Genomic DNA, 25,186 nt, shown 5'->3' on the forward strand with positions numbered 1-25,186 from the left:
ATGCTTCAAAAATTATCTAACTATATAAATAGTAAACTTCCTTTTTTAAAGGATAAAAAGCTATTGATTGCCATTTCTGGAGGCATAGATTCTGTTGTTTTAACTCATTTATTAGCATCTTTAAAATTCGATATTTCTCTGGCGCATTGCAATTTTAAACTAAGAAATATAGAAAGTGATTTAGATGAAGAATTTGTTAAAAAACTAGGTAACAAATTACAAATTGAGTGTCATAGTATTTCCTTTGACACAGAAAAAGTAGCAAAAGAAAAGAAAGAATCTACACAAATTGCAGCAAGAAACCTAAGATATAATTGGTTTAAAGAATTAATTAAAAAATATAATTTCGATTATGTTTTAACGGCCCATCATGCAGATGACAATTTAGAAACTTTTTTAATTAACCTAACGCGAGGCTCTGGTTTAGATGGATTTACCGGAATACCAGAAATAAACGACTCTATTGTTCGTCCGTTTTTACAGTTTTCTAGAGATGAAATTTTAGACTATGCGATAGCTAATAATATTTCATGGAGAGAAGATAAAAGCAATGCTTCTACAAAATATGTTCGTAATAAAATAAGGCATCAAATTTTACCGGTTTTAAAAGAAATAAATCCGAATATATTAGCAACATTTTCTAAAACTGTAGCAAATCTACAAGAGAGTAAAGACATTATTGAAGATAGAATTGAAACCGTTTCTAAAGATATTATCGAATATGTAGATGATAAGAATTCATTTAAAATCAATATTGATAAAATTCAGCAATTAAAAAATCCAAAAGCATATTTATACCAACTTTTAGAAAAGTATCATTTTACAGAATTTAACGATGTTTACAACTTGCTAAAAGCGCAGTCTGGTAAACAAGTTTTTTCTAAAACACATGCTTTACTTAAAGATAGAGGTTTTTTAATTTTGTCTGAAAGAGATTTTTCGACTACACAACAAAAAACTTTTAAGATTAATGAAAAGGATACTGAAATTTTAGAACCTGTTCATTTAACTTTAGAGCATTTGGCAGAAAAATCAACAAAAAATAAAAATACAATTTACGTTTCTAAAGAGCATTTACAATTCCCTTTGTCTGTAAGAAAATGGGAAAATGGCGACTATTTTTATCCGGCAGGAATGCAAGGAAAAAAGAAACTGAGTAAGTATTTTAAAGACGAAAAAATGTCTTTATTAGAAAAAAACAACACTTGGCTTTTGTGTAATGGTTCCGATGAAATTATTTGGATAATTGGAAAAAGGCAAGACAACAGATTTTTAACATTTTCTAACGCTGCTTCTCTTATAAAAATTAGCCTTTTATAAAAGGTTTACGTATTTTTAAAAAATTAAATATCAATATCTATTATTGATACAAACCTATTTAATCATCTCTAAAATAAGAGATTTACCGAAAAATGAAAAAACTATTTTTATTACTTACATTGTGCTTTTCCTTTTTTTTAAATGCACAAACAGAAGACAATCCTATCGTTTGGAAAACGTCAATACAGAAGATTTCTGACACAGAATACGATGCTATTTTTACTGCAAAAATCTTAAAAGATTGGCATTTATATTCTCAGTATAATCCAGAAGATGCATCACAAGCTCTAGAAATTGTTATTCCAGAAGATAAAAAAGGATATAAATTAATTGGTAAAGCAAAAGAGAGTAAAACAGCTAAAGAATACTCTGAAGTTTGGGAAAAAGAAGAAATTTTCTTTAAAAATAATGCTACCATTACACAACGTGTTTTAATTGAAGACTCGAGTATTGATAATATAACTTTAGATATTTATGGGCAAGTTTGCAAAGAAGCCTGTATACAATTAGAAGATTCTTTCTTATTTTCTTTAAATGGTAAAACTTTAGAAAAAGAAGAAATAATTTTAGATGAAAAAAGCAAAAGATTAACCGAGAAGTTAAAATTAAATTTAAAAAACACAGAACTCCTTAAAACAGATACAACATTAGATAATAACAATGGTAGTTCTTTAATGAATATATTTCTTTTAGGTTTTGTTGGTGGTTTATTAGCACTTTTAACTCCGTGTGTTTTTCCTATGATTCCTTTAACAGTATCATTTTTCACAAAACAATCTCAAAGTAAAAGTAAAGGTGTTTTTAACGCTATTTTATACGGATTATTTATCGTAATAATTTACATGCTTTTAAGTGTACCTTTTCATTTAATTGATGGTTTAGACCCAAGTATTTTAAACACTATTTCTACCAATATTTGGTTAAATATTTTCTTTTTTATCATTTTAGTCTTTTTCTCTTTATCTTTTTTTGGTTTTTATGAAATTACGTTACCAAGTTCTTGGGGAAATAAAATGGATGACGCATCAAATATTGGCGGTTTTATTGGCATTTTCTTTATGGCCTTAACATTAGCAATCGTTTCATTTTCTTGTACCGGTCCAATTTTAGGGTCTTTGCTAGCAGGTTCTTTAGGTACAGTTGGCAACCCTGCTTTTCAACTTTCTGCAGGTATGACAGGTTTCGGACTCGCTTTGGCTTTGCCTTTTGCATTATTTGCATTGTTTCCTAATTTATTAAATTCTTTACCTAAATCTGGTGGTTGGCTAAATACCACTAAAGTTATTCTTGGTTTTTTAGAATTGGCATTTGCTTTTAAATTTTTATCAAATTCTGATTTAGTTGGTCATTGGGAAATCTTAAAACGTGAAATTTTTATAGGAATTTGGATTGCAATTTTTATTGGTTTAGCACTTTATTTATTTGGTAAAATTAAATTTCCGCACGATTCTCCTCTTAAGAAATTGTCTTTTTTTAGAGTTTCTTTTGGTATTTTAGTGTTTGCATTTGTAATTTATTTAATTCCAGGAACATTTAAAAATCCTACATGGAATTTAAATGCTTTAAGTGGTTTTCCTCCTCCACAATTCTATAGTATTTACCAACAAGAATCCGATTGCCCTTTAGGTTTAGATTGTTATAAAGATTTTGATGAAGGTTTAAAGGCTGCGCAAGAAACGAACAAACCTATTTTATTAGATTTTACAGGTTGGGCTTGTGTAAATTGTCGTAAAATGGAAGAAAACGTATGGAGTGATCCATCAATTTATAATATTTTAAAAGAAGATTACATCCTTATTTCTTTATATGTAGATGATAATGAAAAAAAGCTGCCAGAAGCAGATCAATTTAACTTTAAAAAATCAAACGGAAAGATCAAAAAAATTAAAACTTACGGTGATAAATGGTCTACATTTCAGGTTCTAAATTTTAAAAATGCATCGCAACCTTATTATATATTAATGAGTGCAGATTTAGAAATTTTAAATTCTCCGCAACAATATACAGATATAGAGACATATAAAAATTGGTTAGAAAAAGGAATTTATAATTTTAAAAATTAAAAATTGGTATACGTATTGATGCTATTATTTTGACAACTAACATCTTATTTATGAAAGCAGAAATTTTTCTTATTACAGTTTTTATGCTAATTAGCAATCTTATTTTTTCTCAAGATAAATATATCAAAATAACAAAAGCACCAACAAGTATTTATACAATTAATAGTTTTAGCAACAACCCAAATAGTTTCTCTAAATTAAATTCTAAATTAAATTTAAAGTCTTTTGAATTTGTAACGCTTAATGTAGAGGATATCGAAAATAATGTTATGGCTATCGATTTTCTTAATATTGATAAAAAGCCATCAGAATTTATTTACGATGATTATAATAATTATCAAAACAACTATCTTTTAAAGGGTTTTAGATATAAGAACGATCCAACAAGGTGGAATCTTCATTGTATAGAGAATAGAATTCAGCCATATTTCTTGAATAAACAATAAATTCTATATTCATTAAAAAACCATAAAATTTATATCGTTTTCGTAATTTTTTTGTTAATTATTAGCAAAAACTTAAGTTCTGAAACCTTGCTTTTTTGTAGATTTACTCTATAAAAATAACAGAATATGTCAGGATTACCTAAGCTAGCTCGTTTTAACGAAAATGTATTGTCTAAATATCAAATTTACAACAGTATTTTTATGACCTTGCCTTTCGACACCATAAATAATACGGGTGTCTTATTGCCATTGTTTAATGAGTTATGTAAAAAAGGTTTTCAAGAAGGTAAAAATCCTACAGAAATTGTAGATGCTTTTTTTAGCAAATACCAAGAAAATCCTTCAGAAAAAGAAAAAACAGATTTATTATTTCGTTTTATACAATATATAGAAAGACAAGTTGTATTGTTTGACGCTATAGAAGACGCGGCTTTTCCTGTTGTAAATAACATGGACGGTGTTGGTACTCTTAGAAATTCTAAAGAAACTGCTCTTTTAAGCGAGAAAAAAGAAGCATTAAAAGCTTATTTAGAAGAATTTAAAGTTAGAGTTGTTTTAACTGCGCATCCAACACAATTTTATCCAGGTACTGTATTAGGTATTATTACAGATTTAGACAAAGCAATTCAAAATGATGATTTGCTTTTAATTAAAAAGCTTTTAGCACAACTAGGTAAAACGCCTTTTTATAAAAAATCGAAACCAACACCTTTTGATGAAGCCGTGAGTTTAATTTGGTATTTAGAAAATGTATTTTATCATTCTGTAAGTAAAATATACAACTATATTCAAAACAATATTTATGATGGAAATCCGATGGATAACGAAATTATAGATCTTGGTTTTTGGCCTGGTGGTGATAGAGATGGTAACCCATTTGTAACAACACAAATAACTTTAGACGTTGCAGAAAGATTAAGACAATCTGTATTAAGAAGCTATTATAGAGATGTTAGAAAACTTAAAAGACGTTTTACTTTTGATGGTGTACAAGAGATTTTAACTAAGATCGAAAAAAGACTATACAAACACGTTGTAAGAAGTTATAGTAAAGTAAACTTCTCTCAAAGCATATTATTGCAAGAACTTGCAGAAGCAAGAAAAATTGTAGAAACAAAACATCAATCTTTATTTATTGAAGAATTAGATGATTTTATTAATAAAGTTAGAATTTTTGGTTTCCATTTTGCAACTTTAGATATTAGACAAGACAGTAGAGTGCATCATAAAGCATTTACTCAAATTGTTAAAGATTTACAAGAAATTGGCGATACTACTTTTCCTAATAACTACGAACATTTAACAGAAGATGAGCAAATAGAAATTTTATCTGTTGTAAAGGGAAGTATCGATCCAAAATCTTTAACTGATGAAACTTCTGTAAGCACTATAGAATCTATTTACGCTTTAAAAGAAATTCAAAAAAGAAACGGAGAAAGAGGCGCAAACCGTTACATTATAAGTAACAACCAAACAGCATTAAATGTTATGGAAACATTTGCAATGCTAAACCTTTGTGGCTTTGAAAACGAATTACCCGTAGATGTAATACCTCTTTTTGAAACTGTAGAAGATTTACAAAACGCAGAAGATGTAATGCGTAAGCTTTATAGCAACAGAACATATAGATATCATTTAGAAAAAAGAAAAAACAAACAAACTATAATGTTAGGTTTTTCTGATGGTACCAAGGATGGTGGATATTTAATGGCTAATTGGGGAATTTTTAAAGCAAAAGAAGCATTAACAAAAATTTCTAGAGAATTTGATATTGAGGTAATTTTCTTTGACGGACGTGGAGGACCGCCTGCACGTGGTGGTGGAAAAACTCACCAATTTTATGCATCTTTAGGACCAACAATAGAAGATAAAGAAATTCAATTAACAATACAAGGACAAACAATTAGTTCTAATTTTGGTACAGAAAATTCTGCACAATACAACTTAGAACAATTATTAAGTTCTGGTATTAAAAATGATATTTTTACAAAAGATCAATTAAACGAAAAAAATAGAGAATTAATAGAAGACATGGCAGCTACTAGTTACCAAACTTATGTCGACTTTAAAAATCATCCACAGTTTTTACCTTACTTAGAAAAAATGAGTACGTTAAAATACTATGCTAAAACCAATATTGGTAGTAGACCAAGTAAGCGTGGTGGCTCAGACAAATTAGATTTCTCTGCTCTTAGAGCAATTCCTTTTGTTGGAAGCTGGAGCCAGTTAAAACAAAATGTACCAGGATTTTTTGGTGTAGGAACCGCTTTAAAGAAATACGAAGACGCAGATAGGTTTGATGAAGTAATTGCTTTTTATAATGAATCTGACTTCTTTAAAACGTTGTTAGAAAATAGTATGATGAGTTTAACTAAATCATTTTTTGAATTGACAGCATACATGGCTAACGATAAAGAATTTGGTGATTTCTGGAAACTTATTTACGAAGAATACAAAACAACTAAAAGATTACTTTTAAAACTTACTGGTCACAAAGATTTAATGGAAAACTTCCCTGTAGGAAAAGCCTCTATAGAAATTAGAGAACAAATAGTTTTACCTCTTCTTACAATTCAGCAGTTTGCATTAAAACAGATTCAAGAACTTCAAAATTCTGATGAAAACTCAGAAAAATTAGAAGTATATGAGAAAATGGTGATGCGTTCTTTATTCGGAAATATTAACGCAAGTAGAAACTCTGCATAAATAAAAAACTAAAGCATACTTTTTTTCTTTATATTTAAAGAAAAAAGTATGCTTGTAAAAGTTTATGGCTCAGCCGTTTTTGGTATTGAGGCAACTACAATTACCGTAGAAGTAAATATAGACAAAGGTATTGGCTACCATTTAGTAGGTTTGCCAGACAACGCTGTTAGAGAGAGTTCTTACCGAATTTCTGCCGCGTTAAATAACAACAATTACAAACTTCCTGGTAAGAAAATCATTATAAATATGGCTCCTGCGGATATTCGCAAAGAAGGAGCTGCTTATGATTTAACATTAGCTGTAGGTATTCTTGCCGCATCTAATCAAATTAAATCACCAAACATAAACCAATACATAATTATGGGAGAACTTTCTTTAGACGGAAGTTTACAACCCATAAGAGGAGCATTACCCATTGCGATAAAAGCGAGAGAAGAAGGTTATAAGTATTTAATTCTTCCTAAAGAAAATGCAAAAGAAGCAGCAATAGTAGATAATTTAGAAGTTTTAGGTGTAGAGAACATTCTTGAAGTTATTAATCATTTTAATGATGATAAAAAAATTGAACCTACCATTGTAGACACAAGAGCAGAGTTCTATAAAAATATCGATTTTCCAGAATTTGATTTTTCGGATGTAAAAGGGCAAGAATCGATAAAACGTTGTATGGAAATTGCTGCAGCAGGAGGACATAACATTATTCTAATTGGCCCACCAGGATCAGGAAAAACAATGCTTGCAAAACGTTTGCCCTCAATCTTACCTCCAATGACGCTACATGAGGCCTTAGAAACTACAAAAATACATTCTGTGGTTGGTAAAACTAAAAATGAAGGTCTTTTGTATCAAAGACCATTTAGAAGCCCACATCATACAATTTCAAATGTTGCATTAGTAGGTGGCGGACAATACCCAAAACCTGGTGAAATTTCTTTATCACATAATGGCGTATTGTTTTTAGATGAATTACCAGAGTTTAAAAGAGACGTTTTAGAAGTTATGCGTCAACCACTAGAAGATAGAGACGTTACAATTTCTAGAGCTAAATTTACAGTAACTTATCCTTGTAGTTTTATGTTGGTTGCTAGTATGAATCCTAGTCCTAGTGGTTTTTTCAATGACCCAAACTCACCTATGACTTCCACTCCGCAAGAAATGCAACGTTATCTAAGCAAAATTTCTGGCCCGCTATTAGATAGAATAGACATTCATATAGAAGTTACACCTGTCCCTTTTGATAAATTATCAGAAGAAAGAAAAGGAGAATCTTCTGTAGAGATTAGAAAGCGAGTAACAGCATCGAGAGAATTACAATCAAAAAGATTTCAAGATTTAGAAAACGTACATTATAATGCTCAAATGAACGTAAAACAGATAAGACAGTTCTGTAAACTGTCTGAAGAAAGTAAAACTCTTTTAAAAACTGCGATGGAAAAACTGAATCTATCTGCCAGAGCTTACGATAGAATTTTAAAAGTTTCTAGAACCATTGCTGATTTAGCTAACTCAGACAATATTTCTCCAGATCACATTGCAGAAGCAATACAATATCGAAGTTTAGACAGAGAAGGTTGGTTAGGGTAAAAATTATAAAACATTGTAAAATGAAAAAAGCATCTCAAAATTGAGATGCTTTTTGCGGTCTGGACGGGACTCGAACCCGCGACCCCCTGCGTGACAGGCAGGTATTCTAACCAGCTGAACTACCAGACCGTTGCTCTTAGCGGTTGCAAATATAACACAGTTTTTAATATCTGCAAGCATTTTTTTAAAAAAATTAAATATTTTTTTTTCTACTAATTAAATAAGCGGTTAAAACATCATTAAAACCTTTATTAATATCTACAGGAACATAATCTATCTTGTATTGTAAACATTTGTTTTTTAGGTTTTTAAAATACTCTTTTACTAATTCTTTGTATTTTTCTTGAACATTTTCTGCAAAAACATTAATTTCTTCACCAGTTTCTATATCAATAAATTTTTTTGGAGAATTATCGAAATTAAAATTAAATTCTGTTTTTTCATCATAAGTATGAAATAAAACTACTTCGTGTTTATTGTACTTTAAATGTTTTAGTGCTTCAAATAAAGAATCGTTCTGTTTATTTGGCTGAAACATATCTGTAAAAACAAAAATTAAAGATCTTCTATGAATCTTTTCTGCAATTTCATGAAGATATTTATAAGTTTCTGTAGCATTCTTAGATTTTAATGTTAATAGTTGCTCTAATTGGTTTAACAACATTTTTCGGTGTCGATCACTCCCTTTTTCTGGCGCATAATATTCATAGACATCAGAATAAACACTTAAACCAACTGCATCTCTTTGTCTTTTAAGAATTTCCATTAACGCAGCGGCCGCAATTGCCGAAAAACCAACTTTATTTAAACTATTAATTGTCTGCCTTTTTACAACGGGATAATGCATCGAAGCCGAATTATCGATAATAATATGACATCTTAAATTTGTTTCCTCTTCGTATTTTTTTGTATATAATTTTTCTGTTTTAGCAAATAACTTCCAATCTATATGTCTTGTACTTTCGCCTTTATTATATAATTTATGCTCAGAGAATTCCACAGAAAACCCATGAAAAGGACTTTTATGAATACCCGTTATAAAGCCTTCTACAACTTGTCTTGCAAGAATGTCTAAGTTTTTTATTTCTGATGATTTAACTTCGGATGAATTTACCATACTACCAAAATAAAAAAAGGTTTGACGTTAGCCAAACCTTTATCTTATTTAATATGTTAATACTACTTATATAGCAGCATCAATTTTACCTGTGTAAACATTTTTAGGTGCAACACCAACTTGCTTATCTACAACTTCTCCGTTTTTAAAAATTAAAACGGTTGGTATATTTCTAACACCATATTTAGCAGCAAATTCTTGGTTTGCATCTACATCTACTTTACCTACAACAGCTTTACCATCATATTCTGTATGAATTTCATCAACAATTGGCCCAACCATTCTACAAGGTCCGCACCAAGCAGCCCAAAAGTCTACTAATACTGGTTTGTCAGATTTTAATACTACCTCTTCAAAATTTGCGTCTGTTATTTCTAATGCCATTTTTTTATATTTTAAAAGTTCTTATTTCTAATTTTGTACTGCAAAAGTAAACAATTTATTTACTTTCTATATTTCAAAAAAATTACTTTTTACTATTAGTCTATCAATAGTCTTTATGCTTACAAAAATAGATTATCACAAAAAACAAGCTGTTTCAAATCAAAAATTAATAATTCTTCATCTAAAACTACTACAATTTAAAGATATAAAAATTTTTGATACTTTAAAAAAGTTCAGTAGCAATAGCTTGTACATTATCACTTTTCCCCATAGAATAATAATGTAAAACCGGTACACCAGCCGCCAATAGCTCTTTAGATTGCTGTATAGCCCACTCTATACCAACTTGTCTAACGGCTTTATTGTTTTTGCAATCTTCTACAGCATTAATTAAAGGTTCTGGTAAATCAATTTTAAAAACTTGTGGTAATAATTGCAGGTGACGTTTAACGGCAATTGGTTTAATTCCTGGAATAATTGGTACATTAATACCAGCGTTTTTTGCGGCAGCTACAAATTCAAAATATTTCTGATTATCGAAAAACATTTGTGTTACAACATAATCTGCACCAGCATCAATCTTTTCTTTTAATCGTTTTAAATCGGTTTGTAAAGATGGTGATTCTAAATGTTTCTCTGGATATCCTGCAACACCAATACAAAAATCAGATTTATTTGATGCTTCTACAACCTCGTGTAGATATTTTCCGCAGTTTAAATCTTGAATTTGAGAAACCAAGTCTTTTGCATAATGATTACCGTCTTTATTGGGTTCAAAATACTTTTGATGACTCATCGCATCTCCTCTTAACGCCATAACATTATCAATACCAAGATAATGACAATCTACCAAAACATACTCTGTTTCTTCTTTACTAAAGCCACCGCAAAGTACGTGTGGCACAGTATCTACATCGTATTTATGTTTAATTGCAGCACAAATACCAACTGTACCTGGTCGCATTCTAGTAATTTTTCGATCTAATAAACCGTTACCTTTATCTATATAAACGTATTCTTCTCTAGAAGTTGTTACGTCTATAAACGGAGGTTTAAACTCCATTAAAGGATCTATGTTGTTGTACAATTCTTGAATATTATTTCCTTTTTTTGGCGGAATAATTTCAAATGAAAATAATGTTTTTCCGTTGGCTTCTTTAATGTGATCTGTAATCTTCATCGTTCCTGAATTTATTCAGTAATCTAGATGAAATAAGCAATTGTTAGTGCAGTTACAGTTAATGTTAAAAGCCTTAGAAAGAAAACTATTTCTATTCTATGTTTTTTCATTTTTTTAATATTTACTGCAAAACTCTTATTTCTTCTTTTATTAGTTGTTAGTTTAAATAAAATTAATTGTTAATTAATTATTTCTTTTGGGCGTTCCCTTTCAGGTCGCGCTTTTCGTTATATCTTTTTTTCGTTCCTCAAATAAGGATGTCACTTCAATCGCTAACGCGGGCTTACTCTTCTGCTAAATTAGGATGCAACCATTTTCTAGCTTTTTGCTTTGTAATACCTTTACGTTCTGCGTAGTCTGTAACTTGATCGTCTGTTATTTTACCCAAACCAAAATATTTGGCTTCTTTATTTGCAAAATAATAACCAGAAACTGCGGCGGCAGGCCACATTGCTAAACTCTCTGTTAGCTTAACACCTATTTGCTCTTCAACGTTAAGCAAACTCCAAATTGTTTCTTTTTCTAAATGATCTGGGCAAGCAGGATAACCGGGCGCCGGACGAATACCTTTGTAACTTTCTTTAATTAAATCGTCATTAGTTAAAATTTCATTAGAAGCATAACCCCAATGTTTTGTTCTAATTTGTTTGTGTAAATATTCTGCAAAAGCTTCAGCAAAACGATCTGCAATTGCTTGCGCCATAATTGCATTATAATCATCTTCTTTAGCTTTATAACTTTCTGCCAATTCTTGTGTTCCAAAAATACCCACACAAAAAGCACCCATATAATCTGTTTTACCAGAATCTTTTGGTGCAATAAAATCGGCTAATGCATGGTTTGGTATGCCTTCTCTTTTCTTTAATTGCTGCCTTAGAGTTCTAAAAATAAATTCTTCGCCTCCTTTTTTATGTACAGAAATATCATCTTCATGGATAGAGTTTGCTTCGAACAAACCAAAAATTGCTTTTGGCTTTAAAGATTGATTTGCTATAATTTCATCAATCATAACATTTGCTTCTTTATACATTATTGTTGCTTGCTCCCCTACAATCTCATCTGTTAAAATATCAGGAAATTTCCCGTGTAAATCCCAACTTCTAAAAAACGGACTCCAATCGATAAAAGGCACTAATTCTTTTAAACTTAACTGTTCTAAAGTCTGAATTCCTAGTTCTTTAGGTTTAACAATTTCAGAAGTATTCCAATCAATTTTATACTTACGTTTACGAGCTTCTTTTATAGAAATATATGATTTTTCTTTACCACGTTTTAAAAACTTTGTTCTAAACTCATCATAATCTTTCTTTAGTTTTGCTACATATTCGTTATTGGTTTTTTTGTTTAACAAATCACCCACAACAGTTACTGCTCTAGAAGCATCATTTACATGAACTACAGCATTTTTATATTGTGTATCTATCTTAACTGCTGTATGCGCTTTAGAAGTTGTTGCACCACCAATTAATAACGGTAATTTAAAATTTTGACGCTCCATTTCCTTAGCCAAATAGACCATTTCATCTAACGACGGAGTAATTAATCCGCTTAAACCAATTGCATCTACATTTTCTCTTTTTGCAGCTTCAATAATTTTTTCTGGCGGAACCATAACTCCTAAATCTACAATCTCGTAATTGTTACAACCTAAAACAACAGACACAATATTTTTACCAATATCATGTACATCTCCTTTTACTGTTGCCATTAATATTTTACCAAGCGCTTTTTGCTCTTCACCTTTTTCTGCTTCTATAAAAGGATTTAGATAACCTACTGCTTTTTTCATTACACGTGCAGATTTTACTACTTGGGGTAAAAACATTTTTCCTGCTCCAAATAAATCTCCAACCACATTCATACCAATCATCAAATTACCTTCAATAACCTCTATTGGTTTTTCTGCTTGTTGTCTTGCTTCTTCTACATCTTCAATAATAAATGCATCAATACCTTTAACCAAAGCATGTGTAATTCTATCTTGTAAAGGGTTTTCTCTCCAAGATAAATCGACAGTTTTTTCTTTTTTGGTTCCTTTTACAGTTTCTGCAAAATCTAATAAACGTTCTGTAGCATCGTCTCTCCTATCTAGAATTACGTCTTCTATATGTTCTAATAAATCTTTCGGAATATCATCATACACTTCTAGCATTGCAGGATTTACAATTCCCATATTCATACCCGCTTGTATGGCATAATACAAGAAAACAGAATGCATAGCTTCTCTAACAGTATTATTACCTCTAAAAGAAAATGACACATTACTTACCCCACCACTTACAGACACGTTTTCTAAATTCTGACGCACCCAACGTGTTGCTTCTATAAAATCGATGGCATTTTTACGATGCTCATCCATACCTGTTGCTACAGGAAAAATATTTAAATCGAAAATTATATCTTCGGATGCAAAACCTACTTTATTAACTAAAATATCATAAGAACGTTTTGCTATTTCTATACGTCTTTCGTAATTATCTGCTTGCCCAACTTCATCAAAAGCCATTACAATCACTGCGGCTCCGTACCTTTTTATTTGAGTTGCTTCCCAAATAAATTTTTCTTCTCCTTCTTTTAACGAAATAGAATTTACAACGCATTTTCCTTGTACAACTTGTAAACCAGCTTCAATAATTTCCCATTTAGAACTGTCTATCATCATAGGAACTCTACATATATCTGGCTCTGCAGCAATTAAATTTAAAAAACGAACCATGGCTTCTTTTCCATCTATCAAACCATCATCCATATTAATATCTACAATCTGTGCACCACCATCTACTTGATGTCTTGCAATATCTAAAGCCTCATCAAATTTCTCTTCTTTAATCAGTCTTAAAAACTTGCGTGACCCTGCAACATTTGTTCGTTCTCCTACATTTATAAAGTTGCTGTTTTCGTTTAGAATTAAAGGTTCTAAACCAGACAATTTCATATATTTTGTTTGTTTTATCTTCATTAGATTACCTTTATTAAACTTTACGTGGCTTATATTTTGAAGCTAAATTTGATATGACTCTTATATGTTCTGGTGATGTACCACAACAACCACCAATAATATTAATCAAGTCTTTTTTTAGGTATTCTTCTATTTGTTCTCCCATTTCTTCAGGAGTTTCGTCGTACTCTCCAAAAGCATTTGGCAAACCAGCATTTGGGTGCGCAGATATGGCAAAATCTGTTTTGTTTGCTATTGCCTCTAAATGTGGTTGCAATAAATTGGCTCCTAGAGCGCAATTAAACCCTACAGATAATAACGGTATGTGAGAAACAGAAATTAAAAATGCTTCTGCCGTTTGCCCTGATAAAGTTCTACCAGAAGCATCGGTTATTGTTCCACTTAACATAATTGGAACTTCTATATTTCGAGCAGCTTTTACTTCTTCTATAGCAAATAAGGCTGCTTTTGCATTTAAAGTATCAAAAACGGTTTCTACCAATAAAATATCTGCACCGCCATCTAATAAAGCTTCTACTTGCTGTTTGTAGGCAATTCTTAATTCATCAAAAGTTACTGCTCTAAAACCAGGATCATTAACATCTGGAGACATACTTGCAGTTCTATTTGTAGGCCCTATAGACCCCGCAACAAAACGAGGTTTATGTGGTTCTTTTGCTGTAAATTGATTTGCAACTTCTTTGGCAATTTTTGCAGATTGATAATTTAGCTCGTACACCAAATCTTCCATTTGATAATCTGCCATTGCTATTGTAGTACCAGAAAAAGTATTGGTTTCTATAATATCTGCACCCGCTTCAAAATATTTAGCGTGTATGGTTTTGATAGCTTCTGGTTGTGTAATAGATAATAAATCGTTGTTACCTTGAAGTGGAGAAGGATATTCTTTAAAACGTTCTCCTCTAAAATCTTCTTCTGTAAATTTATAAGCTTGTAGCATTGTGCCCATCGCACCATCTAAAACTAAAATTCGTTCTTGTAAAGCTTTGTATATCTCTGACATTTTTTGATATTTTTATCAATATATGTCATCAGGAAAGGAAAAATTCTTTGCTGTTATCTGTCAAGTTTAAAAAAACTTGTAGAATGTAGCACCTTTCTCATAAAATGAGAGGTTGCCAAGGCTTCATCGGGTCTAATCCCTCTACCTTTCGTGATAACGTAATTAATAAGTTTATGAACTGTACTGCAAATAAACGCATTATTTATTTATTTGCAGAATTATTATATTAAAAATTTAAATAACTTTTCCCCTTATTATTTTTACAAATAACAAAAGTTACTTAAGTAATTGTTACTCTTTTTCGAATAAAGTTGAAGATAAATATCGATCACCTCTATCACAAACAATTGCAACTACTACTCCTTTTTCTAATCTTTCTGCTACTTTAATTGCTGTTGCAACAGAACCACCACTACTCATACCTGCAAAAATCCCTTCTTCAGCAGCCAATCTTTGTGTCATTTTTTTAGCTTCCTCTTCGCCAACCTCTATTACCTCATCTACTTTAGATCTTGTAAAAATTGCTGGTAAATATTCTTGGGGCCATTTTCTTATGCCAGGTATTTTAGCACCATCTAAAGGTTGAGCACCAACTATTTTAATATCTTTATTTTGCTCTTTTAAGAAATCTGATACTCCCATTATAGTACCTGTTGTACCCATTGCAGATACAAAATGCGTTACTTCACCTTCTGTATCTCTCCAAATTTCTGGTCCGGTTGTTTTATAATGTGCTTTAGAATTGTCTGTATTATCAAACTGATTCAATCTAAAATATCCTTTTTTATATTTAAGTTTTAAAGCATAATCTCTAGATCCTTCTATGCCTAAATCTGCAGGAGTTAAAATAACTTTGGCACCATAAGCACGCATAGTTTTTACTCTTTCTATTGTTGAATTTTCTGGCAAAACCAACACCATATTAACACCTAAAACCTTAGCCATAAGCGCCAATGCTATTCCGGTATTACCACTTGTTGCTTCTACTAAAGTATCACCTTTCTTAATATTCTTTCTTCGTAAGGCTTCAGAAATCATATTGTAAGCTGCTCTATCTTTTACACTACCGCCAGGGTTATTACCTTCTAATTTTAAAAGTAGCTTTACGCCATCTTTTTTAAAGATATTTTGCGCTTCTACTAATGGTGTATTGCCTACAAAATCTATGATACTCTTTGTTTTCATTTAATTAATTTCTTTGAAAAATTTTATTTTCTGATTGTACGGTTACCACAGAATTTTCTAAAACGGTTTCTGTAATACAAACATTTGCTCCAATTACAGAATTTTCTCCTATAATCACATCACCACCCAAAATTGTAGCGTTTGCATAAATAACAACATTACTTTCTATGGTTGGATGCCTTTTTGTAGACGCCATACTTTTTTTAACTTGAATTCCTCCTAAAGTTACGCCTTGAAATATTTTAACATTGTTTTTTATTACAGTTGTTTCTCCTATAACTATTCCGGTCGCGTGATCAATAAAAAAAGAATCACCAATTTGTGCTCCTGGATGAATATCTGTACCTGTTATACTATGAGCAAATTCACTCATCATTCTTGGTAACACAGGTATTTTTTGTTGTAATAATTGGTTACTTAATCTATACACTGCAATTGCATAAAACCCCGGATACGCTAAATATATTTCTCTTAAACTTTTAGCTGCAGGATCGCTATTTAAAGCTGCTAATGCATCTAAATCTAATTTTCTTCTAATTTCTTTAAAAGACTTCTCAAAATCCACCCAAAAACAAACTTCATTTTCTATAGATAATCTATCTAAAATTTTTAAGAATTTATTCTTTGTAGCCTCTCCATAAGTACTATTATAATTTGAATCAAATATGCAATTAATTAATTCTTTTGTAAAAACTTCTACAGCATCTCTTAAACACATGCTGTAGTTTTGCTGTTTTATATTTATAGAAACTTCATTCATAAATACAATTTTAAGATTCTGGTGCTAATTCTACTTCTAAGCCATCTATTTCTGGCGTAATTTGAATTTGACAACCCAATCTACTATTATCTTCTACATTAAAAGCTTCTGCCAACATTGCATCTTCATCATCTGTCATCTCTGGCAAATCATGTTCAGATTTCACATAACATTGGCAAGATGCACACATTGCCATACCGCCACAAATACCAATTGTACCTTCTTCTGCTAACTCATAGGAACGAACAACCTCCATTAAATTCATTGCCATATCTGTAGGTGCAACAACATCATGTGTTACGCCATTTCTATCTGTAATTTTTATGTTGATGTCTTGCATCTGCTTCACTTTTAATAATATTGTCTGCAAAGTTACGGAAACCTAACAGATAACCGACTATTCTATTGCTTTTACAACTGCTTTTGGGGCCTCTTTCCTTGTTCCATCAAAACCATCTACACCACCAACAGTTGTATATTTCATTACATATTTTTTATCTGGAAAAATTCTTTTATAGGCACTTTGACACATTAAAGTTGCTTCGTGAAAACCACATAAAATTAATTTTAATTTCCCTGGATAAGTATTCACATCTCCAATTGCATAAATACCCGGAATATTTGTTTGATAGTCTAAAGCGTTATTTACTTTGATTGCATTTTTCTCTATTTCTAATCCCCAGTTGCCAATTGGCCCTAATTTTGGAGACAAACCAAATAGAGGTATAAAGTGATCTGTATCAATTATAAAGGCATCTTCTCCTTTCTTTTCTACAGCAACACCTGTTACTTTATCTTTACCTAAAATACCTTTTACCTCTGCCGGAGTAATTAACCTTATTTTACCTAAATTTTTTAATTCTTGTACTTTTTCTACAGAATCTAAAGCTCCCCTAAATTCGTTTCTTCTATGAATTAAAGTTACTTCTGATGCCACGTCTGATAAGAAAATTGCCCAATCTAACGCAGAGTCTCCTCCTCCAGAAATTACAACTTTTTTGTTTCTGTATAATTCTGGTTCTTTTATAATATATTCAACACCTTTATCTTCAAAACTTTCTAAATTATCAATTTTTGGTTTTCTAGGTTCAAAAGACCCTAAACCACCTGCAATTGCAACAATTTTAGCGTGATGTTTTGTTCCTTTGTTAGTAGTAACAATAAAAGTACCATCTTCTTGTTTGTCTATTGTTTCTGCTCTTTCTCCTAAAGTAAAACCTGGCTCAAACTGTTTTGTTTGTTCTAGTAGTTTAGTTGTTAAATCTCCTGCTAAAATTTCTGGATAAGCGGGAATATCATAAATTGGTTTTTTAGGATAAATCTCTGAACATTGACCACCTGGTTGTGGCAAAGCATCAATTAAATGACATTTTAGTTTTAATAATCCTGCTTCAAAAACTGTAAATAAACCTGTTGGTCCTGCACCAATAATTAATATATCTGTTATAATCATAATTGTTTGCTTTTGACTTTTCGCTTTTCGCCTTTTGCTTATTACAAAAGCTAAAGGTTAATAGCTATTTTATTTCTCAACTAAACTTTTTGTGAATTCGTTTAGCTTTTCTACTTTTTCTTCAAAGTCTCCTTTGATAGTTTTTCTGTACTCGTTTAAATTCTTTACTAAATCATCTATGTTTTCTGGAATAACTTCTTCAAAAAACTGACGTAATCTTTTAGCTGTTGTAGGTGATTTTCCATTGGTGGAAATTGCTACTTTTACATTCCCTTTGGTTACAATGCCGCCCATATAAAAATCGCAAAACGGTGGATTGTCTGCTACATTTACCAAAATACTTCGCTTTCTGCAATGTTTGTAAACTGTTTCATTAACTTTCGGAATATCTGTAGTAGCAATAACTATATGTTTCTTTTTTAAATATCGTTTACTATATTTTTTCTTAATTAATTTTACATTTCCGGTTTTTGCTAAAGAAATTGTACCTGGCCTAAACATGGGCGAAACCATGGTAACATTTGCATCTGGACTAGATTTTAACAAAAATGTAAGCTTCTCTTCTGCCACAAAACCTCCTCCAATAATTAAAACTTGAAGGTTTTTTGTTTTTAAAAAAATGGGATATAAATTATTTCTTTCCATCAGTACAAATTATAACAATAAAGCTTTAGAATACTCTTGTTTAACTTTGGCTAAAATTGTTCTATGTTTTACTACTTCACCTAAAATAATAATTGCAGGATTACTCAATTCGTTTTTCTCTACAATCTCTACAATTGTATCCACAGTTCCGATTCCAACTTTTTCATTAGTTCTTGTACCGTTTTGAATGATTGCAACTGGTAAATTATTCTTATTTTCTTGTTGAAACAATTTTATTATTTCTGGTAATTTACCCATTCCCATTAACACAACTACCGTGGCATTTGATTTTGCTGCTAATGCAACATCATTAGATAATTTATGCTCTTTTGTAGTACCTGTAATAACCCAAAAGCTTTCTGCACTGCCACGTTTTGTTAAAGGAATATTTTGATATGCTGGCACTGCTAAAGAAGATGAAATACCAGGAACCATAGCGGTTTCAATTCCGAAACTAGCAGCATATTCCATTTCTTCTGCTCCACGTCCAAAAATAAAGGGATCGCCACCTTTTAAACGAACCACGTGACCATGAGATTTTGCTCTCGTTACAATTAAATCGTTAATTTGTTCTTGTTGATATCTATAACAACCTCTTCGTTTACCTACAAAAATTTGCTCTGCATTTGGGTTGATATAATCTAATAACTCTTCATTTACCAATGCATCATACAAGACTACATCTGCAGATTTTAGGGCCTTAATAGCTTTTAACGTGATTAAATCTACATCTCCAGGACCTGCCCCTACAACTGTTAATTTCGGTATTTTTTGATTTATCATTTTAGCGTACACTTTCAGCTAAATTATTAGATAAAACTCTAAATTCTTTAACTTTTCTCAATAAAATTTCAGAATCATTGATATATTTAAAACAAAACTCTTTAGATGGTGAATTTTTATTAATTTGATAAATTAACTCACTAAAAGATGTATTTAACTCAATTTTACCAGACCCCACAAATAACTCATCAAACTGCTTTATAATTCCTGCGTGAGTATTTGTCTTTTTACTTTCTGCCAATAACATTGCCTTAGCAGTATTTACTAAAGATTGATATGCATAATAAATAGCTCCAGAATAAATCTCATTTTCATAAGATTCTCTGGCATTTTCAATTTTTTCTTCACTTTCTAAAAATAAAGTAGCTATTAAATCGATAACAACACCTGCACATTCGCCTATACCAATTGCTTTTACATATTTATCTTCTTCACCCCAGTCAATAAAATCTTCTTGGGTTAAATTGGTAACATCTTGTAAATCTTGTAAAAAATTATAGAAATATTTTTCTCCTTTTTCTTTATAATAATCTACAAATTGTTTTCCGTTGGCATTTTCTTCAAAATCATCTAAAATTCTACGTAATGCTTCCGGACCTCTTCTACTTGGCACTTTTACTACTTTATCGGCAAAAAGTGCATTTCCGTCACCTAAGTTACCTCCACCTAAAAGAACTTGTAAGGCTGGTGCTACTAATTTATCCTTCGTTCTAACAGTCATTCCTTGAAAACCAATGTTGGCCATATTATGCTGCCCACAAGCATTCATACAACCACTAATTTTAATGACTAAATCTTGATTTTCTAAATACTGAGGATATTCTGCAGTAATTACTCTTTCTAATTCTTTAGAAATCCCTGTACTACTTGCAATCCCTAAATTACAAGTATCTGTACCAGGACAAGCTGTAATATCTACTGCTTTGTTATAACCAGCTTCTGCAAAACCTAATTTATCTAATTCTTGATAGAAGAAAGGTATTAATTCTTCTTTCACAAACGGAATTACAATATTCTGACGTAAAGTTAAACGGACCTCCGAAGCCGCATAACTATCAACTAAATCTGCTAATAATCTTGCTTTATCTGTATAAAAATCTCCTAATAAAACTTTAATACCAATAGCAACGTAACCTTCTTGTTTTTGCGGAATTAAGTTTGTCGATTTCCATAACTCAAATGCTTCTTTGTTTTTAATTTTGACTTGAGGAACATCAACAGAAACTGGAGTTGAAGCAACATAAGCATCTGCATCAATAGTAACCGTTTTTAATTCTATAGCTTTTTGTTCTTGTGTTATTAAATCTCTAAAAGCATCTAAGCCTATATCTTTTAATAAGAATTTCATTCTTGCTTTGGCTCTACTTTTACGTTCTCCATAACGATCAAAAATTCTTAAAACACCCTCCATTACAGGTATAATTTTATCTGATGGTAAAAACTCATATAAAACATCTGCGTGCCTAGGTTGTGAACCTAAACCACCAGCTACCATCACTTTAAAACCTCTAATGCCATTTTGAATTTTAGCAATAAAACCTAAATCGTGCATGTAAGACAAACCAGTGTCTTCATCTGTAGAAGAAAAAGAAACCTTAAATTTACGACCCATTTCTTGGCAAATTGGATTTCGTAAAAAGAATTTATAAAGAGCGTCTGCATAAGGCGATATATCAAAAGGCTCGAGTACATCGATACCTGCAGTTTCTGATGCAGTTACATTTCTAACAACATTACCGCAAGCTTCTCTTAAAGTTACATCATCTCTTTCTAACTCTGCCCACAATTCTGGTGTTCTATCTAAATCTACATAATGAATTTGGATATCTTGACGTGTTGTAATATGTAATCTTCCTCTTGAATATTCATCAGAAACAGCTGCAATTCTATTTAATTGATTTGTTTTAAGTTTACCATAAGGCACCTTTATACGAATCATTTGAACACCTTGCTGTCTTTGCCCGTAAACACCTCTCGCTAAACGAAGACTTCTAAATTTTTCTTCATCTATTTGTAGATTTTTGAATGCAGCAATCTTATCTGCTAATTCTATAATGTCTTTTTCTACAATCGGATTTTCTATTTCTGTTTCAAAACTTCTCATAATATGCCCAAACTAACCTCTTAAATAAAAGAGGAACTCTTACTTGGGTGTAAGAATTTAATTATAATTTCCTTATTTCCCTATAGGATTAATAGATTTATTGATTAAAGAGTCCTAGTTATTTTAAATAAATTAAAAAAAATTATTTTATAAACCCAACACCTACGGTATTATTGGTTTTAGGATTAATCAAAATGAATGACCCATTCGATTTATTATCTTTAAAAGAATCGAATGTTAATGGTTTGCTTAATTTTAACTGAATATCTCCTATTTGATTTAGTACTAATTCAGAAGGATTTTCTTCTATTCCAGAAAAATCAGTTTTAATAATACTTGATAATTGTGTTATTTTTGCCTGAGCATCATTTACACCATGTTTAATGTAATATTTTTGTAATGGTTGTAAAGATTCTTTATCCATCCAACAGACAGTAGCTTCTAATTGTTTTGAAATTTTTGGCTCTTCTTTCGATTTTACCAACATATCACCTCTACTTACATTAACATTATCTTCTAAAGTAATCGTTACAGAACTGCCTCTTTTTGCCAATTCGTATTCTGAATCGAAAAAATTAATTGATTTAATTCTTGATTTTGTTTGAGATGGTAAAACAGTAATTTCATCACCAACCTCTAAATCTCCACCATAAATTTTACCTGCATAACCTCTAAAATCATGATATGCAGATGTTTTTGGTCTTATTACAGTTTGAACAGGAAAACGAACTTGCGATGAATCGTTGATATCTTCTGCATCTAAATTTTCTAAATGATGCATTAAAGTTTCTCCTTGATACCAAGGCATGTTATCAGATTTGTCTACTACATTATCTCCTTTTAATGCTGATAATGGTATAAAAGTTAAATTCTGACCTTTGTACTCGCTTTTACTTGCTAAATACTCTATTTCTCCTTTTATTATGTTATATTTTTCTTCGGAAAAATCAACTAAATCCATTTTATTAATTGCAATAACAACGTCTTTAATTCTTAATAAATTATTAATAAAGAAATGTCTGTATGTTTGTTCTACAACACCATTTCTTGCATCGATTAAAACAATTGAAGCTTGTGCTGTAGAGGCACCTGTTACCATATTTCTTGTATATTCTATATGACCTGGTGTATCTGCAATAATGAAACTTTTACTTGGTGTAGAAAAATAAATATGAGCTACATCTATGGTAATACCTTGTTCGCGTTCTGCAACCAACCCATCTGTAGCTAAAGAAAAATCTAAATAATCGAAACCTCTTTGTCTACTTTTTTCTTCTATAGCTTCTAACTTATCATCTGTTAATGATTTTGTGTCGTATAGAATTCTACCAATTAAGGTACTTTTACCGTCATCTACACTTCCTGCTGTTGCTATTTTTAATACTTTCATTTTTTATCAACTCTTCGCTATTAGCTTTTGGCATTTAGCTTAATTTGTATTCATTTTAAATTCTTACAAGTTTTTTAATTTTGTAAGTTGTTTGCAAATAATTGCGTTAGGGATTGAAATGGCATCCTTTTTTTGTTTTTTCAAAAAAAGATATAATGTAAAGCCCGTTTAAACGCCCAAAATATTTTAGAAATACCCTTGCTGTTTTCTTTTTTCCATTGCCGCCTCAGAACGCTTATCGTCTATTCTTGCACCTCTTTCTGATATTGACGAATCTCGAATTTCTTCTACAACTTTTTCTATATCTACCGCATCGGATAAAACTGCTGCGGTACAACTCATATCGCCAACCGTTCTAAAACGCACCATTTTCTCTAAAACTTCTTCTTCTTTATCTCTATAAACTATAGCATCGTCTGCGGACCAAATCATACCATCTCTAACAAAAACTTTTCTTTTATGTGCAAAATAAATAGACGGAATTTCAATTTTTTCTTCTTTTATATAAGACCACACGTCTAATTCTGTCCAATTAGAGATTGGAAAAACACGTACATTTTGCCCTAAATCAATACGGCCATTTAACATATCGAAAACTTCTGGACGTTGATTTTTTTCATCCCATTGACCAAAATCATCTCGAACAGAAAATATACGTTCTTTAGCTCTCGCTTTTTCTTCATCTCTTCTTGCACCACCAATACATGCATCAAAACCAAATTCTTCAATAGCATCTAACAGCGTTTCTGTTTGCAACATATTTCTACTTGCATATCTACCAGATTCTTCTTTTACTCGACCAGAATCTATATTATCTTGTACATTTCTAACAATTAATTCTACGCCTAACTCTTTGGCTAAACGATCTCTAAATTCTATTGTTTCTGGAAAATTATGCCCGGTATCTATATGCATTAACGGAAAAGGAATTTTTGCAGGATAAAACGCTTTTTGTGCCAAACGCACTAGCGTTATACTGTCTTTACCGCCAGAAAATAACAGCACTGGCTTTTCGAACTGTGCAACTACTTCTCTAAATATATATATCGCTTCACTTTCTAAAGCATCTACTTGTATTGTTCTTTGATTCATAATCATGTCTTTTAGATATGCAAACCACATTCTCTATTACTCTCTACTTTTGTTGGATCGAAGTATGTAAACTCATTTGGTAAGTTTTTTTCGATTAAATATGCATCTAATTCTTTATCTGTACTATTGTAAAATGGGCTAACTTTTATGATACCATCTTTACTAATAGATACAATATCGATACTGTCTCTAAATGCTGTTTGCCCTTTTCTTAAATTAGTAAACCAAACATCTGGTTGATGCTCTTTCATAGCTCTTGCAAAAGGCTCTAACTTAACTTGCTTTGTAAACTCTGCATGTTTTGGATCGTCTACAGACGGAACGCCTAAAACAACATTTCTATGCGCTGCTGTTTGCTTAGGCGTATACAATTGAATGTTTAAGTTTAATTTTTTGATGAGATCTTCTGCGTGTTTATATGTTTGTACTGTATTATAACCTGTGTCACACCAAATAACTTTTATATCTTTTTTAATTTCTGTTACCGCATTTAAAATAACAACTTCATAAGGCCTAAAATTTGTAGTTATTACTGCATTTTTAGCTATTGAAATTGCCCAAGAAATAATTTCTTTTGGACTTTTATCTTTTAATTTTTCGTTTATTTTATCTAAATCTAGGTTCATTATTTTCCCCATTTTATTTTGTTCCAAATTCGTTCGTGAAAAAAGTATAATAAGAGCTTGGTTACAAAATCAACAGATGCAATTGAAGTTGCTAAACCTATTTTACCTGTTAAAAAATAAGATACAAGTAATGTGTCTAAAGTACCTATAAGTCTCCAGCTTAAAGCTTTTATCACACTTCGTAAAGGTTTTTCAGAAGTTTTATCTTCTTTAAAACCTCTACTTTGTGCTTTTTTACTAAAAATGATTTGATTTAAAATCATAGTTATTAATTAATTCAATAACCCTACTTATTTAGTAGGACAATGCAAACCTACGTTATTTTTTGTAAGTTTTACAATGATTTGAATCAATATTTAAACAAACCCTATAGATTTAGTAGATTA

The 25,186-nt window shown here is 30.9% G+C and carries 21 protein-coding genes, 1 tRNA gene and 1 riboswitch; of the genes, 5 read left to right on the forward strand and 17 right to left on the reverse strand.

Annotation, left to right across the window (positions count from 1 at the left end; all coding sequences use genetic code 11):
- The 5 genes from tilS to ACYPV9_RS11900 all read left to right on the forward strand — a co-directional run bounded on the left by tilS (position 1) and on the right by ACYPV9_RS11900 (position 8,119).
- Entirely contained in the window at positions 1-1,320 is a 1,320-nt protein-coding gene (tilS, locus tag ACYPV9_RS11880) for a tRNA lysidine(34) synthetase TilS (RefSeq protein WP_459744011.1), read from the forward strand.
- A 92-nt stretch (positions 1,321-1,412) separates the two neighbouring features.
- The gene (locus ACYPV9_RS11885) at positions 1,413-3,383 is read left to right on the forward strand and encodes a protein-disulfide reductase DsbD family protein (protein WP_459744013.1); all 1,971 of its coding nucleotides are present in this window, start codon (positions 1,413-1,415) and stop codon (positions 3,381-3,383) included.
- A 50-nt stretch (positions 3,384-3,433) separates the two neighbouring features.
- Entirely contained in the window at positions 3,434-3,829 is a 396-nt protein-coding gene (locus tag ACYPV9_RS11890) for a hypothetical protein (RefSeq protein WP_459744015.1), read from the forward strand.
- A 126-nt stretch (positions 3,830-3,955) separates the two neighbouring features.
- Complete coding sequence (locus ACYPV9_RS11895; protein WP_299063676.1) at positions 3,956-6,535, forward strand: phosphoenolpyruvate carboxylase; 2,580 nt, start codon at positions 3,956-3,958, stop codon at positions 6,533-6,535.
- A gap of 48 nt (positions 6,536-6,583) precedes the next feature.
- The gene (locus ACYPV9_RS11900) at positions 6,584-8,119 is read left to right on the forward strand and encodes a YifB family Mg chelatase-like AAA ATPase (RefSeq protein WP_459744018.1); all 1,536 of its coding nucleotides are present in this window, start codon (positions 6,584-6,586) and stop codon (positions 8,117-8,119) included.
- 55 nt (positions 8,120-8,174) lie between these two features.
- On the opposite strand, the gene ACYPV9_RS11905 is transcribed toward ACYPV9_RS11900, so the two are convergent.
- The 17 genes from ACYPV9_RS11905 to ACYPV9_RS11985 all read right to left on the reverse strand — a co-directional run bounded on the left by ACYPV9_RS11905 (position 8,175) and on the right by ACYPV9_RS11985 (position 25,063).
- A tRNA-Asp gene (locus ACYPV9_RS11905) sits at positions 8,175-8,248 on the reverse strand.
- Between the two features lie 64 nt (positions 8,249-8,312).
- On the reverse strand, positions 8,313-9,236 hold the full coding sequence (locus ACYPV9_RS11910; protein WP_459744021.1) for a DUF58 domain-containing protein: 924 nt from the start codon (positions 9,234-9,236) through the stop codon (positions 8,313-8,315).
- Between the two features lie 66 nt (positions 9,237-9,302).
- Positions 9,303-9,620 (reverse strand): thioredoxin, encoded by a 318-nt coding sequence (gene trxA / locus ACYPV9_RS11915; RefSeq protein WP_036783166.1) that lies wholly within the window; start codon positions 9,618-9,620, stop codon positions 9,303-9,305.
- A gap of 223 nt (positions 9,621-9,843) precedes the next feature.
- On the reverse strand, positions 9,844-10,800 hold the full coding sequence (gene metF, locus ACYPV9_RS11920; protein ID WP_459744024.1) for a methylenetetrahydrofolate reductase [NAD(P)H]: 957 nt from the start codon (positions 10,798-10,800) through the stop codon (positions 9,844-9,846).
- A gap of 283 nt (positions 10,801-11,083) precedes the next feature.
- On the reverse strand, positions 11,084-13,759 hold the full coding sequence (gene metH, locus ACYPV9_RS11925) for a methionine synthase (RefSeq protein WP_459744026.1): 2,676 nt from the start codon (positions 13,757-13,759) through the stop codon (positions 11,084-11,086).
- Positions 13,760-13,772: 13 nt separating this feature from the next.
- Entirely contained in the window at positions 13,773-14,762 is a 990-nt protein-coding gene (locus tag ACYPV9_RS11930; protein ID WP_299063659.1) for a homocysteine S-methyltransferase family protein, read from the reverse strand.
- Between the two features lie 50 nt (positions 14,763-14,812).
- A riboswitch (SAM riboswitch) is annotated at positions 14,813-14,922 on the reverse strand.
- Between the two features lie 131 nt (positions 14,923-15,053).
- Positions 15,054-15,947: a cysteine synthase CysM gene (gene cysM, locus ACYPV9_RS11935; protein ID WP_299063657.1), complete on the reverse strand. Its 894-nt coding sequence runs from the start codon at positions 15,945-15,947 to the stop codon at positions 15,054-15,056.
- Positions 15,948-15,951: 4 nt separating this feature from the next.
- Positions 15,952-16,707, reverse strand: coding sequence for a serine O-acetyltransferase EpsC (gene epsC / locus ACYPV9_RS11940; protein WP_459744030.1), 756 nt, complete (start codon positions 16,705-16,707; stop codon positions 15,952-15,954).
- 10 nt (positions 16,708-16,717) lie between these two features.
- Positions 16,718-17,047, reverse strand: coding sequence for a 2Fe-2S iron-sulfur cluster-binding protein (locus tag ACYPV9_RS11945; protein WP_299063651.1), 330 nt, complete (start codon positions 17,045-17,047; stop codon positions 16,718-16,720).
- 57 nt (positions 17,048-17,104) lie between these two features.
- On the reverse strand, positions 17,105-18,160 hold the full coding sequence (locus tag ACYPV9_RS11950) for an NAD(P)/FAD-dependent oxidoreductase (protein ID WP_459744032.1): 1,056 nt from the start codon (positions 18,158-18,160) through the stop codon (positions 17,105-17,107).
- 69 nt (positions 18,161-18,229) lie between these two features.
- Positions 18,230-18,805 (reverse strand): precorrin-2 dehydrogenase/sirohydrochlorin ferrochelatase family protein, encoded by a 576-nt coding sequence (locus tag ACYPV9_RS11955; RefSeq protein ID WP_299063645.1) that lies wholly within the window; start codon positions 18,803-18,805, stop codon positions 18,230-18,232.
- Positions 18,806-18,814: 9 nt separating this feature from the next.
- Positions 18,815-19,588 (reverse strand): uroporphyrinogen-III C-methyltransferase, encoded by a 774-nt coding sequence (gene cobA / locus ACYPV9_RS11960; protein ID WP_299063643.1) that lies wholly within the window; start codon positions 19,586-19,588, stop codon positions 18,815-18,817.
- Position 19,589: 1 nt separating this feature from the next.
- Positions 19,590-21,692 (reverse strand): HEPN domain-containing protein, encoded by a 2,103-nt coding sequence (locus ACYPV9_RS11965; RefSeq protein WP_459744035.1) that lies wholly within the window; start codon positions 21,690-21,692, stop codon positions 19,590-19,592.
- Positions 21,693-21,834: 142 nt separating this feature from the next.
- Positions 21,835-23,082: a sulfate adenylyltransferase subunit 1 gene (locus ACYPV9_RS11970; RefSeq protein WP_299063639.1), complete on the reverse strand. Its 1,248-nt coding sequence runs from the start codon at positions 23,080-23,082 to the stop codon at positions 21,835-21,837.
- Between the two features lie 186 nt (positions 23,083-23,268).
- Positions 23,269-24,174, reverse strand: a complete 906-nt coding sequence (gene cysD / locus ACYPV9_RS11975) for a sulfate adenylyltransferase subunit CysD (protein WP_299063636.1) — start codon at positions 24,172-24,174, stop codon at positions 23,269-23,271.
- A gap of 11 nt (positions 24,175-24,185) precedes the next feature.
- The gene (locus ACYPV9_RS11980) at positions 24,186-24,812 is read right to left on the reverse strand and encodes a phosphoadenosine phosphosulfate reductase domain-containing protein (protein ID WP_459744038.1); all 627 of its coding nucleotides are present in this window, start codon (positions 24,810-24,812) and stop codon (positions 24,186-24,188) included.
- Entirely contained in the window at positions 24,800-25,063 is a 264-nt protein-coding gene (locus tag ACYPV9_RS11985; RefSeq protein WP_299063633.1) for a DUF2061 domain-containing protein, read from the reverse strand. Before ACYPV9_RS11985 ends, ACYPV9_RS11980 begins: the two co-directional genes overlap by 13 nt.
- Between the last annotated feature and the right edge of the window lie 123 nt (positions 25,064-25,186).

The sequence above is a fragment of the Polaribacter sp. OB-PA-B3 genome, assembly GCF_054589375.1.

Coding starts and splice junctions, on each gene's coding strand:
- ACYPV9_RS11950 (WP_459744032.1), bottom strand. CDS start 18,160: ATGATTATAACAGATATATTAATTATTGGTGCAGGACCAACAGGTTTA.
- ACYPV9_RS11945 (WP_299063651.1), bottom strand. CDS start 17,047: ATGCAAGACATCAACATAAAAATTACAGATAGAAATGGCGTAACACAT.
- trxA (WP_036783166.1), bottom strand. CDS start 9,620: ATGGCATTAGAAATAACAGACGCAAATTTTGAAGAGGTAGTATTAAAA.
- metH (WP_459744026.1), bottom strand. CDS start 13,759: ATGAAGATAAAACAAACAAAATATATGAAATTGTCTGGTTTAGAACCT.
- ACYPV9_RS11970 (WP_299063639.1), bottom strand. CDS start 23,082: ATGAAAGTATTAAAAATAGCAACAGCAGGAAGTGTAGATGACGGTAAA.
- ACYPV9_RS11900 (WP_459744018.1), top strand. CDS start 6,584: ATGCTTGTAAAAGTTTATGGCTCAGCCGTTTTTGGTATTGAGGCAACT.
- ACYPV9_RS11980 (WP_459744038.1), bottom strand. CDS start 24,812: ATGGGGAAAATAATGAACCTAGATTTAGATAAAATAAACGAAAAATTA.
- ACYPV9_RS11965 (WP_459744035.1), bottom strand. CDS start 21,692: ATGAGAAGTTTTGAAACAGAAATAGAAAATCCGATTGTAGAAAAAGAC.
- cysM (WP_299063657.1), bottom strand. CDS start 15,947: ATGAAAACAAAGAGTATCATAGATTTTGTAGGCAATACACCATTAGTA.
- ACYPV9_RS11895 (WP_299063676.1), top strand. CDS start 3,956: ATGTCAGGATTACCTAAGCTAGCTCGTTTTAACGAAAATGTATTGTCT.
- ACYPV9_RS11955 (WP_299063645.1), bottom strand. CDS start 18,805: ATGGAAAGAAATAATTTATATCCCATTTTTTTAAAAACAAAAAACCTT.
- ACYPV9_RS11885 (WP_459744013.1), top strand. CDS start 1,413: ATGAAAAAACTATTTTTATTACTTACATTGTGCTTTTCCTTTTTTTTA.
- ACYPV9_RS11890 (WP_459744015.1), top strand. CDS start 3,434: ATGAAAGCAGAAATTTTTCTTATTACAGTTTTTATGCTAATTAGCAAT.
- ACYPV9_RS11985 (WP_299063633.1), bottom strand. CDS start 25,063: ATGATTTTAAATCAAATCATTTTTAGTAAAAAAGCACAAAGTAGAGGT.
- metF (WP_459744024.1), bottom strand. CDS start 10,800: ATGAAGATTACAGATCACATTAAAGAAGCCAACGGAAAAACATTATTT.
- cysD (WP_299063636.1), bottom strand. CDS start 24,174: ATGAATCAAAGAACAATACAAGTAGATGCTTTAGAAAGTGAAGCGATA.
- epsC (WP_459744030.1), bottom strand. CDS start 16,707: ATGAATGAAGTTTCTATAAATATAAAACAGCAAAACTACAGCATGTGT.
- ACYPV9_RS11930 (WP_299063659.1), bottom strand. CDS start 14,762: ATGTCAGAGATATACAAAGCTTTACAAGAACGAATTTTAGTTTTAGAT.
- ACYPV9_RS11910 (WP_459744021.1), bottom strand. CDS start 9,236: ATGGTAAATTCATCCGAAGTTAAATCATCAGAAATAAAAAACTTAGAC.
- cobA (WP_299063643.1), bottom strand. CDS start 19,588: ATGATAAATCAAAAAATACCGAAATTAACAGTTGTAGGGGCAGGTCCT.
- tilS (WP_459744011.1), top strand. CDS start 1: ATGCTTCAAAAATTATCTAACTATATAAATAGTAAACTTCCTTTTTTA.